This is a genomic window from Burkholderia sp. MSMB1826 (genome assembly GCF_001526325.1).
Taxonomy (GTDB): Bacteria; Pseudomonadota; Gammaproteobacteria; order Burkholderiales; family Burkholderiaceae; genus Burkholderia.
In genome coordinates, this window is the sequence record NZ_LOYN01000030.1 from 109,621 (window position 1) to 126,564 (window position 16,944).

13 protein-coding genes are annotated in these 16,944 nt (G+C 54.3%); 3 read left to right on the forward strand and 10 right to left on the reverse strand.

The window, feature by feature from the left end; all coding sequences use genetic code 11:
- Positions 1–7: 7 nt before the first annotated feature.
- A complete protein-coding gene (locus WS95_RS19960) occupies positions 8–826 on the reverse strand; it encodes a helix-turn-helix domain-containing protein (RefSeq protein WP_257139888.1) in 819 nt (272 codons plus the stop codon).
- A gap of 767 nt (positions 827–1,593) precedes the next feature.
- On the opposite strand from WS95_RS19960, the gene WS95_RS19965 reads away from it, so the two are divergent.
- Entirely contained in the window at positions 1,594–2,574 is a 981-nt protein-coding gene (locus tag WS95_RS19965; RefSeq protein WP_082746951.1) for a LysR family transcriptional regulator, read from the forward strand.
- Between the two features lie 260 nt (positions 2,575–2,834).
- On the forward strand, positions 2,835–3,956 hold the full coding sequence (locus WS95_RS19970; protein WP_059825287.1) for an IS110 family transposase: 1,122 nt from the start codon (positions 2,835–2,837) through the stop codon (positions 3,954–3,956).
- Positions 3,957–4,283: 327 nt separating this feature from the next.
- On the opposite strand, the gene WS95_RS19975 is transcribed toward WS95_RS19970, so the two are convergent.
- The 8 genes from WS95_RS19975 to WS95_RS20005 form a co-directional block, all read right to left on the reverse strand.
- A complete protein-coding gene (locus WS95_RS19975; RefSeq protein ID WP_156444505.1) occupies positions 4,284–5,597 on the reverse strand; it encodes an amidohydrolase family protein in 1,314 nt (437 codons plus the stop codon).
- 16 nt (positions 5,598–5,613) lie between these two features.
- Positions 5,614–5,928, reverse strand: a complete 315-nt coding sequence (locus WS95_RS19980) for a hypothetical protein (RefSeq protein ID WP_059825214.1) — start codon at positions 5,926–5,928, stop codon at positions 5,614–5,616.
- A 295-nt stretch (positions 5,929–6,223) separates the two neighbouring features.
- The gene (locus WS95_RS19985) at positions 6,224–7,543 is read right to left on the reverse strand and encodes an aspartate aminotransferase family protein (protein ID WP_059825217.1); all 1,320 of its coding nucleotides are present in this window, start codon (positions 7,541–7,543) and stop codon (positions 6,224–6,226) included.
- A 156-nt stretch (positions 7,544–7,699) separates the two neighbouring features.
- Positions 7,700–8,866, reverse strand: a complete 1,167-nt coding sequence (locus WS95_RS19990; protein WP_059825219.1) for an ATP-grasp domain-containing protein — start codon at positions 8,864–8,866, stop codon at positions 7,700–7,702.
- Positions 8,867–8,927: 61 nt separating this feature from the next.
- Positions 8,928–9,065 carry a hypothetical protein gene (locus WS95_RS34895; protein ID WP_156444506.1) on the reverse strand — a complete coding sequence of 46 codons (138 nt, stop codon included), beginning with the start codon at positions 9,063–9,065 and terminating at the stop codon, positions 8,928–8,930.
- A gap of 23 nt (positions 9,066–9,088) precedes the next feature.
- Complete coding sequence (locus WS95_RS19995; protein ID WP_059825222.1) at positions 9,089–10,165, reverse strand: SGNH/GDSL hydrolase family protein; 1,077 nt, start codon at positions 10,163–10,165, stop codon at positions 9,089–9,091.
- A gap of 291 nt (positions 10,166–10,456) precedes the next feature.
- A complete protein-coding gene (locus tag WS95_RS20000; protein WP_059825226.1) occupies positions 10,457–12,298 on the reverse strand; it encodes a carbamoyltransferase family protein in 1,842 nt (613 codons plus the stop codon).
- 33 nt (positions 12,299–12,331) lie between these two features.
- The gene (locus WS95_RS20005; protein ID WP_156444507.1) at positions 12,332–14,602 is read right to left on the reverse strand and encodes an iron-containing redox enzyme family protein; all 2,271 of its coding nucleotides are present in this window, start codon (positions 14,600–14,602) and stop codon (positions 12,332–12,334) included.
- Positions 14,603–15,680: 1,078 nt separating this feature from the next.
- On the opposite strand from WS95_RS20005, the gene WS95_RS34900 reads away from it, so the two are divergent.
- A complete protein-coding gene (locus WS95_RS34900) occupies positions 15,681–16,283 on the forward strand; it encodes a hypothetical protein (RefSeq protein ID WP_156444508.1) in 603 nt (200 codons plus the stop codon).
- Between the two features lie 158 nt (positions 16,284–16,441).
- Here the strand turns inward: WS95_RS34900 and WS95_RS33675 are convergent, their stop codons facing one another.
- Positions 16,442–16,843 carry a VOC family protein gene (locus WS95_RS33675; RefSeq protein WP_082746953.1) on the reverse strand — a complete coding sequence of 134 codons (402 nt, stop codon included), beginning with the start codon at positions 16,841–16,843 and terminating at the stop codon, positions 16,442–16,444.
- Positions 16,844–16,944: the final 101 nt, after the last annotated feature.

Sequence of the window (16,944 nt, forward strand, 5' to 3'; positions counted from 1 at the left end):
CACGGAGCTACCGTTTGCAATATGGCTCGAGAGCGGCGGCAATCACCGGAGACCGCGCAGGCTTTTCATACGGGCCGATGATCTTGTGAAGTGTCATCATTTCCGCGATGGTGGTGGCGTGTCCAGTATGCCCCATATAGGCGGTCAAGATGACTATTGGAACATCAACACCATGCGTCAGGCGGATCGCTTCGATACATCGTCTGGCCGTCTCGCTACCAATCATCCAGTCGAGAATAAACCCACTGAAGCACGTCTTTTCAATTGCAGTCAGAAGTGTATCGATAGAATAGAATGGGACCGTCGAAAAGTCTCTCTTCCGCAAAGAGCGGGCAAGTTCATCCGCTGCGTTTGTATTGTCGTCAAGAATAGCAATGATCGGCTGGTCTGGCATTGGGCGCCGCCCCTCGATCTCGATTTTCTCCACCTGGTATTGCCTGCCGGCCGGAGTTTGTCCTGTACGATAAACACGCCACTGCTCATGCGCCCGTACGGCGACAAACAATGTTGATGGCATGTCCGCGACGACCTCGTTGCCGATTTGCGCGATGCACATCAGTTCCTCTTGACCAACAACCAGAATGGCGCGTTGCCCCAGATAGTCTAGGTTCTCGGCGTCATCGACCGCCCGAAACAACTCGGCGGGCGCAACATCGAACGCAGTGGCGATCTCCCTAATCTGCGCCAAGGTCCATGGGCTCTCACCCTTCATCTTACGATGCGCCTGTGACGGGCTCAGATGCAGGTATGCACTGATCGTAGCGGCATGACGGCGCCTAGTGATGCCCTTGCGCTCGAAAAGTCTCCTGACGCGTTCCGCGATCATGCGAGCGTCAAGCTCCGATTGGATACTGTCTGGGGATTTTGGGTCAGAGGCCATTCTCAATCCAAAAGATTGCATGGAATGCAATTATTTCAGACAAAATTCTCTTGACGCGAATTCTGAAGCATCCTATCGTCTAATCAACGTCATCCTATGCTACGAATGACCGATAGCACAATGCAGTAGCCCCTCCGCCTACGTCTTATCGCGTCACATCTCGGGCTGCGCTGCTGATCGGTCGCCTTTTGGCTTGTTGATGTACTAGGTCACACCTCTTAAGAGTGACGACGTATTCGCCGAGTCAGTTACTTCAGCGAATACGTCGTGCTGATGTCAAGAAGTATCGCTTCTCTTTTGCCATTTTTCTTTCACCCCAGGAACGAATAAATAAAGTTGTCGATATATTAGTTTGTAGTGCGAATCCAAACTTTCAAATTACGAGATTGCACTGAGAAAATTTCTCGACAGAAGGCAATACAGGGAAGCGAACAAAGCAACGCGCGACGCATTCCGGTTTCGCTACGCATGACGACAGGCGCAGTTGTGACACGGGACCGGCGACGCAGCGAGATTATGATCTGAAGCGGCGTTATCGTGGGACTTTATGAATGGTATCGCATATATTGATCGACGTGCGACAGAGACCGCGTCATCTGGCATCCCAGCGAACCGAAGTAACCATTGACGTGGTAGTGCTTGACCAGAATATCGCCGTTCCGCCTACGTTTCCCAACGATTCTGATCACGAATTCCACTAAGGTGAGGTAAATATGTCCGAAGTCGGAAATCGCCTTATTCAGATGAATACATTCATAAGAATAGTTGAAGCAGGAAGTCTATCTGTCGCGGCAAAGCAGTTGAATACAAGCCAACCCACGGTCAGTCGTCACCTCAGGGCGCTGGAGAATCACCTTGAGACACAACTGCTGGTCCGTTCGACGCATAAGATGAATCTAACGGAAGCGGGGCACCGCTACTACGAGTACGCGCGCAGCCTGATTGGCAAAATGGCCGAGTTCGAGGAGGAAATGAGAGGGCAGGCGTTTGTTTCCAGCGGGACGATGAGGGTCGTCGTCCCGACTGCGATCGGACAGCAATGGCTCATCGAGCTGGCCGACCGGTATCTCAAAGAGTGCCCGGAGATGCGGATTGAATGGAGGCTAAGTGATGGATCCGTAAACTTCGAGGAGGAGGCGATTGATTGTGTGATTCGAGCGGGTGAGCCGGAAAAGACCTCTTATGTGGCACGGCCCCTTGGCGAACTGCGCCGGGTATTAGCGGCAGCTCCGTCCATCATTCAACGCTACGGGGAAATCTGTAACCCTGAGGATCTGGCCAAGCTCCCCTGGATTGCAATGACGTCGTACTACACCAATAGCATTGCCTTGCGTGACCGGTTCGATCAAATCAAGCGCGTGGAGATCGCCCCACGCTTCGCGCTGGATCATGTGTTTGGCACGCGCATGGCAGCGCGACTCGGCATCGGTGCGGTGCTCATTTCCGAGTGGATTGTGCGCGCCGATTTCGCCGATGGGTCGTTGGTGAGATTATTGCCTGATTGGCGCGGAACGTCGCTGCCGCTCTACGCAGTCTACCCTAAAGCGAAATTTTACCCGGCAAAACTACGGCAGTTTGTTAGCATCGCGGAGGAGGTGGTATCGAAGCATTTGGGACGAACAGGAATGATGTCGGATTTGGACGCTGCGATGAAGTTCCTGCAGCCTGCGTTGAAAGAACACGACCTGTTTTAACTGAATGTTGAGGTAGATCAGGACTGTCGACGCGTCCGTCAGGGCAAGGACGTCCCCGACGATTTGACAGCGTTACGGATACTACGTGCCCATGTAATCGCATCGAAATTTTGCGCCATATCGTCCCATATTAGGCAGTATGACTTTCCGTGAGGTAGGGCTGGCCTGGCGTGGTGTATTCAACGCGGGTTAGCATCGCTGCCAGAGCCGCACCGGTGGGCCGAAGCCGCACCGCGGCGATTTTCACCACGGAGGCCAGCATGGAAAAAGATAGCACGCTGTACGTCGGTCTGGATGTGCATAAGGAGTCGATCTCGGTGGCATACGCGGTCGACGCAGGCGCGGTCGAATCGCTCGGCAAGATCGGTACGACCAAAGCGGAGATTGATCGGCTGTGCAAGCGGCTGCAGTCGAAGGCGCCGCACGTGCGAGTCGTCTATGAGGCCGGTCCGTGTGGCTATGGCCTGTATCGGCAGCTCGTGGAGCGCGACTTCGAGTGCATGGTGTGCGCGCCGTCGCTGATACCCCGCAAACCTGGCGATCGCGTCAAGACGGATCGCCGTGATGCGATGAAGCTTGTGCGTGCACTGCGTGCCGACGATCTGTCGGCCGTGCATGTGCCGACGGTCGAAGACGAAGCTTTTCGGGATCTGGCACGAGCATGGGCGAGCGTCCGAGAGGAGCTGCGTCAGGCAAAGCAGCGTTTGAAGTCGTTTCTGCTCGCGCACGGGGTGCGCTATACGGGGCGAGCCGACTGGAGTGAAGCACACAAGCGCTGGATCAGTTGCTACTCGTTCGGCAACGCGTGGCAGCAACTGGCATTCGAGGAACACCGGCGCACGATCGACGATCGGCTTGCCCAATGTGATCGTCTGGAAGCGGCGTTGCGCGAAGCTGTCGTTGACTGGCGTTTCTACCCCGTCATACAGGCATTGCAGGCCATGCGGGGCGTGCAGTTTCTGACCGCTGTTGGCATGGTGTCGGAACTTGGCGATCTATCGCGATTTATGCATCCGCGTCAGCTCATGGCATGGTTCGGCGTGACGCCATCCGAACACTCGTCCGGCGGCAAGCGACGCCAGGGAGCCATCACCAAAACCGGCAACAGCTACGCCCGTAAGTTGCTGGTCGAGGCCGCCTGGAGTTACCGGCATGCAGCTCGCGTCGGGCCGCAGATTCAACGTCGACATGAGGGACTACCAAAAGTGGTTATCGACCGTGCCTGGGACGCCCAGGTTCGGTTATCCCAGCGGTACCGCAAGCTGGCAGCGCGCGGCAAGAACGCCGGCATCACGATCGTCGCCGTCGCGCGCGAACTGGTTGGCTCTATTTGGGACATCGCTCGTCTCGCAATGACGGTGACGTCCCCGCGCAGTGTCTGATACGCCAACGAGGATTTGCAAATTGATGGGCATCATCACGGAGAGTTTCCTGAAGGCGGCGTAGCCCGGTACTCGAGCAACCCGCGGTTCAACTAGGCAACAGGCAAGGCAAGGTATGTCCAATTTGCGCCATTAGAGAGCGGCAGGCTCATGAGACGGACCTCTGTAATGCGGTACCCAACCCGCGCATATCAGTGTGATCCACCGTCGTCGTTACTGCTACGTCGCCCTCAGGAAATTCGAACGTCCACGGAACCCCGAAAACCGGTCGCTTCGGTTGACGCGGAAAGTCATATCAGTTGAAACGATGTCCGCGAGGCACACGCATCAAGACAACTGACCTGCGTGACGTGCTGCATGTGAAACTGAGGCCGGATCGCCGCTATTACACCCCGCAAACTCCGACGCCACCGCCACCTCGCTCCGAGCAAGCCTTAGCGGGGTCACGGACGGCCGACTAGCGCCACCTCTGACCAAGTCGGGATCACGCACCACCCAGCGACCGTCTATCAGTACGCCTTGGGGCAAATAGCGCAGAATCATGTCGAGTATCGCAGCACACTCACCGGGTTCCGGGATTCTTTCGGGGAGCAACCGTCGATCGTACAAAAGCAGATCCGATCGCTTTCCGACGGCAACGCTCCCCGTCTCCGGAAAATTTAGTGCCTTCGCGCCTTTCCAGGTTAGCAAGTCGATGACCTCACCGGCGAGCTCAGAACTGCAGCAAGCTCGCAGGTCGTCAGACCCGAGCAGGGGAGTTCGCTCCCAACACAGCGACGCCTGTGCTCGGCCGGCGATATCGATTCGCGCGATATCTCTACTCTCGCCCACCTTCGCACCAAATTCGTGGGCGGGATAGACCACACTGGCAGGGCACTTCCTCAGATGTCTCCATTCAAGCGACGGCATCGGCACCGTCGCCACGATGAGAGCATGCTCGTCCACCACATCTAGGCTGCGCAACAGCGCCAGCCCCGAGCATCCATACGCATCCCGGAATGATTCGACCCACGGCGCCCCCCCATCCACCCGGATCACCCAACTTCCATGCCGCTTCTTGGCCGCATCGTGCAGCGCAGTTAACAACTGAGTAGACGCAGCTAGTTGCGAGCCGATTGCAGGCTGAATCGCCAATACCGAGCTTTCGAAGCGCCGTACCGTCTTTTCGAAGTCAGACAGACATCCGAGGACATCCATCTCGACGGGTCGGTGCTCCGGCCCCAGCCAGACATCCATATATTCGCGATACAGGCTCGCTCGCACTCCGACTTTCGCGATAGCGGCAGTCTCCTCCTCCACGCAGTGGCTGAACATCCCCACGGTCGTAACTCCACTCGACACCGCAAGGGACAGCGCATCATCCAGTCGTGCAGCGCGATCGTCATCCCCGTCCTCTCGATTGAGTCCCGTCGATACGCAGCCGTTCACAAAACCAGGCAGACACACCAACTCACCTCCGTCGATATTGACCGAGGCCGATGACGTTCTTGGCGCTGTGATTCCGACGATATCGTTGTCACAAATCTCAATGTCCGCGCGCTTCAGCGCACGTTCACGTGTATCGAAATAGAGCACGTTTGAGATGACCCATACTTCGTCGATAGAAGCGCACACTTCGAGGCTTTCAGTTTCAGAGCGCAATATGGTTCCCCTTATCTCAGTGGCAAACTTGGGAAATCGCGATGTCGGTTTCCTCTTCCAATCGCAACCCGCCTAGGGCTTCGTCATTGGAAACGCCACTATGCTCTGGCACGGCCTCCAGTCCAAGGCGCACGTCGGGACCGGCACGTCTCAGCCAGTCGATGACCCTCAACAATGTCTGTCTGTCGGTCGGCTGACCGCTCGTCGGATAGCAGACGTACCAGACACCCGCATTGCGAAAGATGTAGCCCGCATCGCTCGGCAAGCGGTCGAAATCGACTATCTCCAACGCCCAGCCGTCAAACTTACGTCTATCAAGGTTCATTTTCATGCTCAATATTCGAAGGCTCCGACCATCTGCCTGATCATTGATTCCGACCAGACGAATAAAATGCACCCCCGGGTCAATAAATTCCTTGCAAATTCACGAAAAATATAAAACATAAACTTTTATATTTAAATAATATGCACTGCCAATTAATTTTAGTAAATTAAATTTCAATGCTCACTTCCTGATTCGAACCAAAATTCATTCCACTTGCCATCAACCAGCAGAATGATTGACAGGATAGTCAACTCTCAGAATGACGTCGGTGCGCGTGTGCATGACGCGCACCGACTTGGCATCAGGACAACTCGTTGCCGATAACTCGTGCGAAGATCGACACGATCTTCTCGATCTCGTCTTCTGAGACAATGAACGGTGGCGCGAACAGCACATGCTCGCCAAGCTTTCCGTCAATGGTGCCGCTCAGCGGATAACACAGTAGCCCAGATTCCAGAGCAGACGCGCGGAGCTTGAGGCTACGATTCGGATCCAATGGAAGCGGCTCCTTGGTCACGCGGTCTTTCACTAACTCCACTCCGAGAAACAGTCCGCGTCCTCGGATATCGCCTATATTGGGATGATCGCAAAACTGATCGTGCAACGCCTGTCGCAATTGCACGCCTCTCTCCCGGACTGCATCCAACAGGTTCTCATCCTCAATCACCCGCTGCACTTCCAGGGCCGTCGCGCAAGCGGTCGCATGAAACGCGAAGGTTTGTCCGTTCCTCAACACCCCCGATCCCGCATCGATGGCATCGTAAATCTGTTGTCGGATTAGCATCGCGGAGATGGGCTGATAGCCGGCAGCAAGTCCTTTACCGATCGTCAGGATGTCGGGTCTGACATCATCCTGGCTGCACGCAAACAGCGAGCCTGTGCGCCCCATGCCACACATCACCTCGTCGAGTATCAATAGGACGTTGTACTTGTCGCACACCTTACGGATTCGCTGAAAGTAACTCTTAACTGGAGGCACCGCTCCTGAAGTGGAGCCAACCACGGTTTCAGCAACAAACGCGGCGACATTGCCCTCGCCCAACTCGAGAATCTTCTCCTCCAGTTCGTCCGCCAGGCGTTGCGCGTAATCCTCTTCCTTTTCGCCGGGAAATTGATTGCGGTACGCATAGCACGACGACACGAAATGCCCACGGGAGAGGACGGAATCGAAAATGTCGCGTCGTTGAATATTCCCCGAGATGCTCAATACACCCAGCGTGCTCCCGTGGTAATTTTGCCGGCGCGAGATCATCAGACGCTTGCTCGGCTGATTGCGCTCCACGAAGTACTGTAGGGCGGTCTTAAGCGCTATTTCAACGATTTCCGAACCGCTGCAGAGAAAGTAAGCCTTGTCCAGCCCGGGGGAGCGTTCAACCAAAAATGTCGCCAGCTCCTCCGCCGCTTCGTTTCGAAACACGCCGCCGTACACATAGGCTAGCTTGGCCGCCTGACGCTGAAGCGCCTCGATCACACGCGTGTGGTTGTAACCCAGGTTGGTGACCGCCACGCCGCTACAGGAGTCGAGGTAGCGGCGGCCAGATGCGTCGGTAACGTGGATTCCCTGACCAGAAGCGGCCATCGGCATCCATGTTTTAGGTGAACGGTAAAAGACGTGTGTCATCAGTGGTGTCCTCGACGTGCGTGATGATTCATAGTCGAAAAAAGATGCAATACCGTCACTGCCGGTTGCCGGCCGTCGCGGCGGATCGGCTCGAATGTGCCGCCTCAAGAATCCGTCAACCCCATCGTCCAGCGCTACACCGGACCACCACTCGTCCTACAAATTGACTGTCACGGATGCTGGCGAAAAGAACTGTCTGTAATCCACCTCGAGTATCGGCCTGAGCGTTTCCGCCTGATGCCGCTTGAGGTACGAGATTCCGAAGAGTGGGCAATTGGTGTGATCCAGCGGCTCATAGTGCAACAGGCCGGGCGCGAGGAATGCCTTGAACGCTTCGTGGTCGGGCACATGGTTCGCCGTCACCAGATCTTGCCCGTTATAACCCACCACGCAAGCATAGCTGTCACGCTGATTCGCCCACACCTCGTCCGCGACGAGGTGTTCGTTTTCAAAGAAGGCACGATAGGGATTGATTCCCGCAACATAATGCATGAGGTCAGCTAAGCCATAGCCACCGAACCGATACGGATTGACCTCAATCGGGATCAGAGTATTCCGGTGCACCTTGAATTCCGCGTGCATCGGAAAAGAGCGAAGATCCATTCCCAGTGCCTGGAGCGCGGTGAAAAACTCTATGACCTTACCCGCGTACCGCCGTACGATCTCCGCGTTCGAGTAGTACAATGTGTGAAAATAGGCACTGCATGTCGGATGCGGATGATGGTACAAGCCTACAATTTGAGGTACACCCTCGCGGTCATAGAAGAGATCGGCAGCCAGCTCACAGGATTCGAGCGACAGTGAGTTCCTGATGTCTTCTCCGATGAACTCTTCGACAATCACCGAGCTGCCGGATAGCATGCTGTCCGGGTAATATCGCCCCCGCTCCGCCAATTCGGCCTGAATTTCCAGCTGCACGGCCTTCAAATCGCTACGGTGGTCGATCTCCCTCACCCCTGTCGCATAGTATCCTCGCCGCGGCTTGATCACGTACTTCCTGCCATCGTCAAAATTCAAATCCAATGCTCCGATCTCGTCGGTAAGACAATCAAAGTAGTGGAAATCAGGAAACAGCTTCGCTACCTTTCCGCGAAACTCGAACTTATCTTTGAACAGACGAATTGCCTTCTTGGTCGACTCATTCGCGCTACGTTCTGCGACCAGGTTCAAGCCATCCTCAGACGGCACGTACAGCACGTCATCCTCGCCGAACGAGAGGTCACGCCTCACAATGTCATCGACTGAAATGATTTCAACGTCTGAACCCGCCAACCTCAGTCTTGAACTGGCATACCCATCACTCAAAATAGCGAATTTCTTCATGCCGCCACCCCTAAAATAACGAGATCGATTCCGCTGACAGGACAGCCGACTAGTCACCGCCCTACCGCAACGGATAGATAGAGTTGTTATTCTTCTTCTTTTTTGAAAAAATCTTTTTAATCAAGGCAATTAAGATATTCTGTTTCCGACTCTTCGCACTGGCCATCGCACGGCGATCGGTATTGATGCGTTGATTCATGATCTCACTCCGGATCGATAATTTCACGAGACTATTACGTCATTGATTAGACGGGCAATCTCAGCATAGCCCTCATCCGTGCAATGAACGCGATCGACAAACAAATCGTGCCTAGCCAACGGTGAACCCTTCAGCAGATCGTTCATGTCAAAGTATTCGACACCTATTTCACGACACCCCTTCTCGATCAGCGCCGAGAACGGACTATGCACTTCTTTGCCCAGAATCTTCCCGAACAGCCGCCAGAAGTTGTTTGGGCAACTGTCGATTGCATTGAAAATCTCCTCTTCGAATGGCGTCATGTAATCCTTGCTCCAATACGTCAGCGGCTGGAGCACAAAGACTGGCGACACGCCAAACGGCGCCAGTAGTTCTTTCCACAAAGCGACTGACTTCACGATTTCCCCGGACGCTCGCTGCAGCCGCTCTTCCGGGGGGCTGTCTCGATCGTCGATGATGGTTCCAGTCGGATCGCCATCTTCCACGTACTCCCCGAGCATATTCGTCAACCTGCCAAGTACGCCTTTCTTGGGCGCTGTCGACGCACCGCCACTGCGGCGCCGCAGGTCATGCGAGTACCTGCTCATGTACTGGTTGTACTCATACGAGTAGTAGAAACGGCCATGATCAGACGACAGGCTGTCCGGCAAACCCTCGAGGGTGAGTGTGTTCATGCCGCTCAAGATGACGACATGGTTGAGTCGATCGAATCGGTGACGGTGCATCAGGAACAGTAGCGCTTCCTGAAGGGCGTTATAGCCACGGCTGCCGAAGTTCAGCCATGCTTCGCGCGTGATCTCAGATAGACACGCCGACGTGGTGAAGGCGTCGTGTGTGGCACCTGTCCCGACCACATTCGAGCCACCAACCAGTAAATTGATCGATCCCGTCGACGGCAGTTCTCCGACGCTGACACTTCGACCATTCCAGGGACTGTCTCGGAACCCCAATGAATCGGTATTGACAACATCCGATCGGTAGTTCGCGGGATGAAAAAACATGGTGTAAGGAAGCCAACGAACATCGGAAATGAATTCGTCATAAATCTTCATTTGCGGCGTAAGACGATACACTTCCTCCAGCGCCTGTTCCGGTGTCATTTTTTTCAAGATTACCTCATCACGGTATTAAATCGACCAGTAGAATATTCGGCATTTGTCGCGCGCAATTTTCCTACGATCACTCAGCGCCTGAAATTGAAATACGTCTCACGTGACACCGGAATTTTAATCATGTGACGATCCCGAATTAGCCTCACAAATAATCCAACCGGCATCACCATTAGAATGAAAATCAAAGAAAACACCAACATCTGGATCACATTTTTGAGAGCTACCATGTGGAATCCCCATCCTAAAGATTGAAATTTATCGGATCTGGAAACATCCCGGTCAATCCAGTGCAAATTCCTCGCGCCAGTCTTTCTCCTCGACAAGCTCTGCTTGATCAACCTTGGACAGGATGTATTGTCCAATCACCAAGTAGTCCATCTGCGTCCTCATGAAGCAGAGATAGGCGTTCTCGGGACTCTCCACGATGGGTTCGCCGCGCACGTTGAAGGAAGTGTTCACCAGCACCGGGCATCCGGTCTTCTGATAGAACGCGTCCAGCAGTTTCCGGAATGGTGTGTTGTCGCGCGCCCCGACAGTCTGGACCCGCGCGGAGTAGTCAACGTGCGTCACCGCGGGAATGCTCGACCGGATGCACTTGAGCAGTTCGATCCCATCCAGATTTTTCTCCTGCTCGGAGAGCGTCCTTCGGCGCTTCTCCTCGACGCCCACCACGAATAGCATGTAGGGACTCGGCCGATCCGTCTGAAACCACTGCGACGCGTGTTCCTCCAGCACCGCGGGAGCGAACGGACGGAAGGACTCACGATTCTTGATCTTCAGATTCAGGACACTCTGCATCGTGACATTGCGCGCATCACCCAGAATCGCACGCGCGCCTAGCGACCGTGGACCGAATTCCATCTGTCCCTGAAACCACCCGACCACATTACCCTTCGCCAGAAGATCCGCGACCTCGCCATACAATTCATCTTCTTCCGCATATCGGAATACAGCGCCGGAGGCAGTCAATGCCGCCTCAATTTCAGCATTGCTGTAGCTCGATCCCAGTAGCGCAGATTGCATCGCATCACGACCGGTAAGCCTGCGCGGCTGCTGCTTCCCCATATGCCACCCGACTAGCGCCGCCCCCAACGCACCGCCACTGTCACCGGCTGCCGGCTGAACCCAAATGTCGTCAAAGATCCGAGTCTTCAATAACTTCCCGTTCGCCACGCAATTCAGGGCAACGCCACCTGCAAGACAGAGCGCCTTCTGGCCCGTCTGCATCCTCACGGATTTCGCCAGGAGAATCAGGGTTTCTTCGAGCACAAGTTGAATAGAGGCGGCAAGATCGAACTCCCGCTTGGTAATTAACGCCTCGGGCTTACGTCGAGGTCCTCCAAACAGGGCTTCGAATTTCTGATTAATCATGCTGCTTCCGACTGCATAGTCGAAATACTCCATGTTCATCCAAAAGCTGCCGTCGGGCTTGACGTCGATGAGATTGTCGCGGATGACCTGCGCGTAACGAGGCTCGCCATAGGGCGCCAATCCCATCAGTTTGTATTCACCGGAGTCCACCTTGAAACCGCAGAAATACGTGATAGCGGAGTAAAGCAGGCCAAGAGAATGGGGAAATTCGATGTCCCACACCGGTCTGATCGTATTTCCCTCGCCGACCCATGCCGACGTCGTTGCCCATTCCCCGACACCGTCAATGCACATCACGGCTGCACGCGGAAACGGACTCGGGAAAAAAGCAGCCCCCGCATGCGACATATGGTGATCAATATATTCGATTGACGGCAGAATCATGTTCGAGCCGAATTGCGACTGCAGTTCCCGGGACAAAGTGCGCTTGACGTTGGACTTTTCGAAGATCCACGCCGGAAGTTCGGACACAAATGAGCCGTATCCTGCAACCCCAAAATTGAGGTATGTCGACATGATTCGTCGCAACTTCTTTTTCGGATTCTCGTAATAGAAGACTTTCTCCACCTCATCAATGGAGATGTTCGCGCGCTTAAGGCAAAACTCTAGTGCATTGGCGGGATAATTTTTGTCCTGTTTAATCCGCGTGAAGCGCTCCTCTTGGGCTGCGCCTATGATCTCTCCGTCGGCCAGCAGCGCAACCGCGCTGTCGTGATAGTAGGCGGACAACCCCACGATATATGAAGTCATGAGCAGGACCTTTTTTGTGGTAGGGAAATGCAATCAATAGGCATACACAGCGGGTTTAAACAGTTCTGTCCATTTTCTTCCGCGTGGCGTCAACGCGCGATATCCGGTCCAGACTCGGCGCCATCTCTCAGCGACCGATCGCGCGTCACCATCCCGCGCCACCTGATCCATATACAACGCAATGGCTTCCAGTGCCAACGCCGAATGTCCGGTTGAAACGTTGTCGATGGTGTTGTGCAGATCGACGAACAACGTGCTGAATCCATAATGTCGAAGCTCGTCATGCGCGGTCTTGTATGAACCTCCCACCCCGGACAACTCCATCGCGAGATTCAAGCCGAGCGTCTCCGGAAGGTAGGCTCGCGGAAACAGGGAAATGCTCAGCCAGAAAACCGGTACCTCGAAGGCGGATGTCCGGAAACCCTGCCATTCCGCGAACTCTCTGGTTCTGAAATCGGGTAGCTCAACCCCCATCTGACCGATCAGCATCCGATAGATGTTGGGATGATTCCAAGCGAAGTTTCCATTGCCGATCTCGTCCGCATAAATCTTGAACAGGTGCGATCCGATATCCGTTTCCACCAGCCCGGCATTGCCCCATTTCTGCAACCAGGCCCCGTCGATGAAGATCATCGGACACAGCTGCAGCGCCTCATCTATCACTTCTTCGCGGGTCTTCTGAATTGCTCGCTCCGATTCCTCGTAGCTTTTCAACTGCGAAGCGGCCTTATCGTCGAACCAATTCCGGAGTTTTGCGTGCGAATAGACGTCGAACGGAATGGCTCCCTCGTCACGCGTCAAGTCCGCCCCGCTTCGGGCCAGCCAGAGCTTCACGAACTGCCTTGCTTCCCGATAAATGACTGGATCGTGCTCATGGTTGAGAAGCTTCGTGTACAGGGTCCGCGGAGAAAAGCGAGCCTTATCGGCAATCTGAACCACGTCGACACCACCATCGATATTGCCCTGCACATGCAAAGAGGAGCCGCGGGCCGGGCACGCGAGCGGGATGTCGACCGAGTGTGCGTCGTCGTGGCCCTTGCCGAGGTCAGCAGGAATCGCAGCAATCCATCGCCGGATGGTATCGATCTCCGGATCGGAGAACACCCGGAACATCGGTCCGCCGAATTCGATCAGCTTCGTGATCAACAAACTTTTGTCTGGATGCCCCGGCGCAATCCAACGCGAGCGCTCGAGACCACGGACGAAGGCCACCGGATCGTCAACGATTAGGGTATCGAAAGGAATTTCACCGACCTTCAGCCTTTCATGATAGCCAACGGCATGTACGCCCTTGCGCTGAATCAAGCGAACCATGGCATGCCTCGGCCCCAGGTAATCGCTGTTCAGCAGTGCCTGTAGATCTTCCCGCCATGCGATCGAAAGCATTGCCGAAGTCCGAAATCCAAGCAGAATTCGCCAGCGATAGGCGGCCGCGACGGCATCACGATCACCTGGACGGCAAGCATCCACAGTCTGCCTCAACGAACGGGAGATCACCTCTCTGATGATTCGGGTCAACTCCTCCTCGATCGACAGTTTCTGCTTAATGTAGAGGCTACGGCCAATTTCGGTGTGCCGATCTCCGGCTAGCGCCTGCAACGGACTCGCGATTATTTCCGACGCATCAAAGAGTGCCGCACCAAAAATTTCAGCTTCGAAACGCTTCGGAAACAAGGACAGGCTCAATTGGTATGCCGGGAGGTGCCACGACGATGGGATAACATCCGGATACGCGAAGAATCGCTCGGACGACACGTCGGGCAAATCGAGGCCATATTGGGACAACAGCAACCGATATCGATTCGCGGAATTCGATTGAACCTTACCTTCACCGACCTGCAGCGCATGGATCCGGTGTACGAGGCTCGCCACCACCTCATGAGAGTTCGACGCGTTGCAGAAATTTTGCAGTAGAGCTCCACGCAGCAGTTCACGGGGAACGCATTGACTCAAGACAAACCTCACGGTTTCGTCCGTTCCATCCACGACTCGCCATTCAGATGGTGCGCACGCCGTCGCCAGATCATCAAGACCTTGCTCAAACTCGTCGTTCGGCATGTGCGTGAGTTCATCGGGCCAGCGCTTCTTATCGGCAATCACTACAGCCTGCTGTTTCCGGATATAGCGCTCCGCACGTATGGAAGCAGTATATGGATCAACATCCGAATTCAAAATCGCCCGGCAAATGTCTACCGCATTTTCCAATACCTCATCGGAGCGCCTGGGGGGCTCAGTTACTTCAGATACGACGCGCGCATCGGCGCGCATCGCCGGCTCATTCGACAGAATGCGATTCGGATTCAAGGGACAACTCCTTAATCTTCCTTTCGATCGAGATGCATAATTACATCACCGGCACCACCCATAAATCGCACGCACAAATGCGATATAAATAATTAATTACCGCGCCCAGATAAATTCCGGAAACTAAAAAGTTCGCAAATCATAAATTTGATTCGCGCATTGACAACAGCCAATGGAATTTCTTCGACCACTTTCCGAGCAATGGCGGCGGTATCCAGATGCAGCCGCACTACGCTTCCCCTTGATCACCTGATCGGCTGTCTAGAGAAACGTTGTCCATCAAACAGTCATTTCAAAAATGCGCAGGTCTATCCGGCCATGTGATGAACTAATACTAATAGACCCTCCACAAACTCGGTAGATGAAATTCTTGAATAAGCGTTATTCATTGCATGTACATCCGCCTATCAGCACACACAACAACACTGTCCCTAGTATCCAGCCTCATTTTCGCCTGGATTCCCGATATTTTCCAAGCATGACTGATAATTTGAATATTGATTCTCAGATAGCACTCACCTCGTCAACTCGACGAGGATTCGTTCCGTTCCTTGTCAAATGGCGCCAACGTATTATATGTAAGCGAAGCAGTCGTCATTGGCGCACACCTATCGATATTTTGTTACAACGGGCTCTGAAGCGCTCCAGATGCGGACCTCGCTGCCTCGTCGCCCCCAAAGTCGAATGGGCGGCGCACTACCGTCACGCCTGGCGGGACCATAATATGCACCAGATCGCAGTGGTGGCGATCATTTGACATTTCCCCACGCCGCAAGCGCTGTCGCCTGCGAACTGTCCGAGTGGTCATCGAATTCCGGCTCGGACATCAGGGCATCCTGATTCACTCCAAGATACGCTTGCGAGAAATAGCAAAAAAACGCAATCTTGAGATCATCAGAATCCTTGTGCTTCCATCCTCTATTCCACCAATATTGATACGCTATCTTTCGATATTGATACCCACTATTTGACCACATGATTCTTTGGTTTAAAAAGATGAAGTGAGCGCCAACATCGCCCCAGCAAAGCGGAATTTTTTCTATCGCAAAAATTTCATCAAGATAGGATCAACAATCGAATGAAATATTCAGAAAAGACGAAGGTTCGCCTGTATGGCACGTACCGATGGCCACTTCATGTGATGCTGCATCAACCTGCTTTCTGGGCGGGACTCGATTTATCCCCAGTGTTTGGAAAGAAGTTGCCCGGTTTTTGTGCGTACTATGGTAGTGCCGCACTTGACTTCGTCAAGGCGGACGCGGATCTCGGGTACCGACCTGGCCCTTCCCGAGTCCCGACACATCAGTTTGCCTATTTCGAGATCACTGCGTATTTTTCGAATCCTGCGACCAACACCAAAAACTCAATTGGTCGGTGGAAACACGTAGATACATCAGTTCTCGATCTGCGGCAGGGCCGATATCCGCGGTTCCTGTTGCCGATTCTCGAATCTATATTCCAAACTAAGAGTTGGTACGGCATAGTCGCCGCACTGAATGAAGCACCGAATAAAGCGCGAGAAATTGTGCTCGCACTCCCTCACCTTGAGGCAGTGATATTTCCTGTCCAATGTGCAGATCAAGTAACGAGGCTCCTGATGTGGGTGGTTAGCCCCGAGCAGGCGATCGCGACTATTTCTCCAACCGCAATAGGTTTAGCCTTTACCATTGCTACGTCTTGACAGTACGCGGTGGAAAAACATCGATTGGGAGCTCGTCTCCAGATCCAACGGGAAAAGGGTGGGGAATGATTGGTCGACGTCGGCCCGTTGTCGGTCTCGGGAAAGTTGTGGCAATCGCTCGCCCAAGCCCTCAATTCGACGGACCTTGTCAGATAGGACTACGTCACATCACTACGATGAACAATGTGAATCTTGTTACCGTCCGGATCACGGAGATACGCACCAAAGTACCCCTCGCCATATCGAGGGCGCGGCCCGGGTTCCCCTTCACTAGTTCCGCCCGCGTCGAGACCTGCAGCGAATGATGCCGCGACCGCGTCGCGCGACGGGGCGAGGAACGCAACCATGCTTCCATTGCCGGCCCCGGCGGGCCGCCCGTCAAACGGCAAGTATGCGTAAAAGCGTGGCAACGGGCGGCCTTGCGCAACCCAGCAAACGGCGACCGGCCCGCCGTCGGGCATCACTAGTCGACGCTTCAGGCCAAGCGGAGTTAGAAGGGCATCGTAGAATAACGACGCGCGATTGATGTCGCTAACACCAACGGTGACGTGACTGAACATTTGCAAGTCCTTCGCAGGCGACGAATGTTGTCCTTGGCCGAATCACGTAACTGCTGATTCAGCGGTGATCAAAAGTGATGTGTCAGGCGCCGGACATTCAA

Coding starts and splice junctions, on each gene's coding strand:
- WS95_RS19980 (WP_059825214.1), bottom strand. CDS start 5,928: ATGAAAATGAACCTTGATAGACGTAAGTTTGACGGCTGGGCGTTGGAG.
- WS95_RS19965 (WP_082746951.1), top strand. CDS start 1,594: ATGTCCGAAGTCGGAAATCGCCTTATTCAGATGAATACATTCATAAGA.
- WS95_RS20000 (WP_059825226.1), bottom strand. CDS start 12,298: ATGACTTCATATATCGTGGGGTTGTCCGCCTACTATCACGACAGCGCG.
- WS95_RS34895 (WP_156444506.1), bottom strand. CDS start 9,065: ATGAATCAACGCATCAATACCGATCGCCGTGCGATGGCCAGTGCGAAG.
- WS95_RS19960 (WP_257139888.1), bottom strand. CDS start 826: ATGATCGCGGAACGCGTCAGGAGACTTTTCGAGCGCAAGGGCATCACT.
- WS95_RS19995 (WP_059825222.1), bottom strand. CDS start 10,165: ATGACACCGGAACAGGCGCTGGAGGAAGTGTATCGTCTTACGCCGCAA.
- WS95_RS34900 (WP_156444508.1), top strand. CDS start 15,681: ATGAAATATTCAGAAAAGACGAAGGTTCGCCTGTATGGCACGTACCGA.
- WS95_RS19970 (WP_059825287.1), top strand. CDS start 2,835: ATGGAAAAAGATAGCACGCTGTACGTCGGTCTGGATGTGCATAAGGAG.
- WS95_RS19990 (WP_059825219.1), bottom strand. CDS start 8,866: ATGAAGAAATTCGCTATTTTGAGTGATGGGTATGCCAGTTCAAGACTG.
- WS95_RS33675 (WP_082746953.1), bottom strand. CDS start 16,843: ATGTTCAGTCACGTCACCGTTGGTGTTAGCGACATCAATCGCGCGTCG.
- WS95_RS19985 (WP_059825217.1), bottom strand. CDS start 7,543: ATGACACACGTCTTTTACCGTTCACCTAAAACATGGATGCCGATGGCC.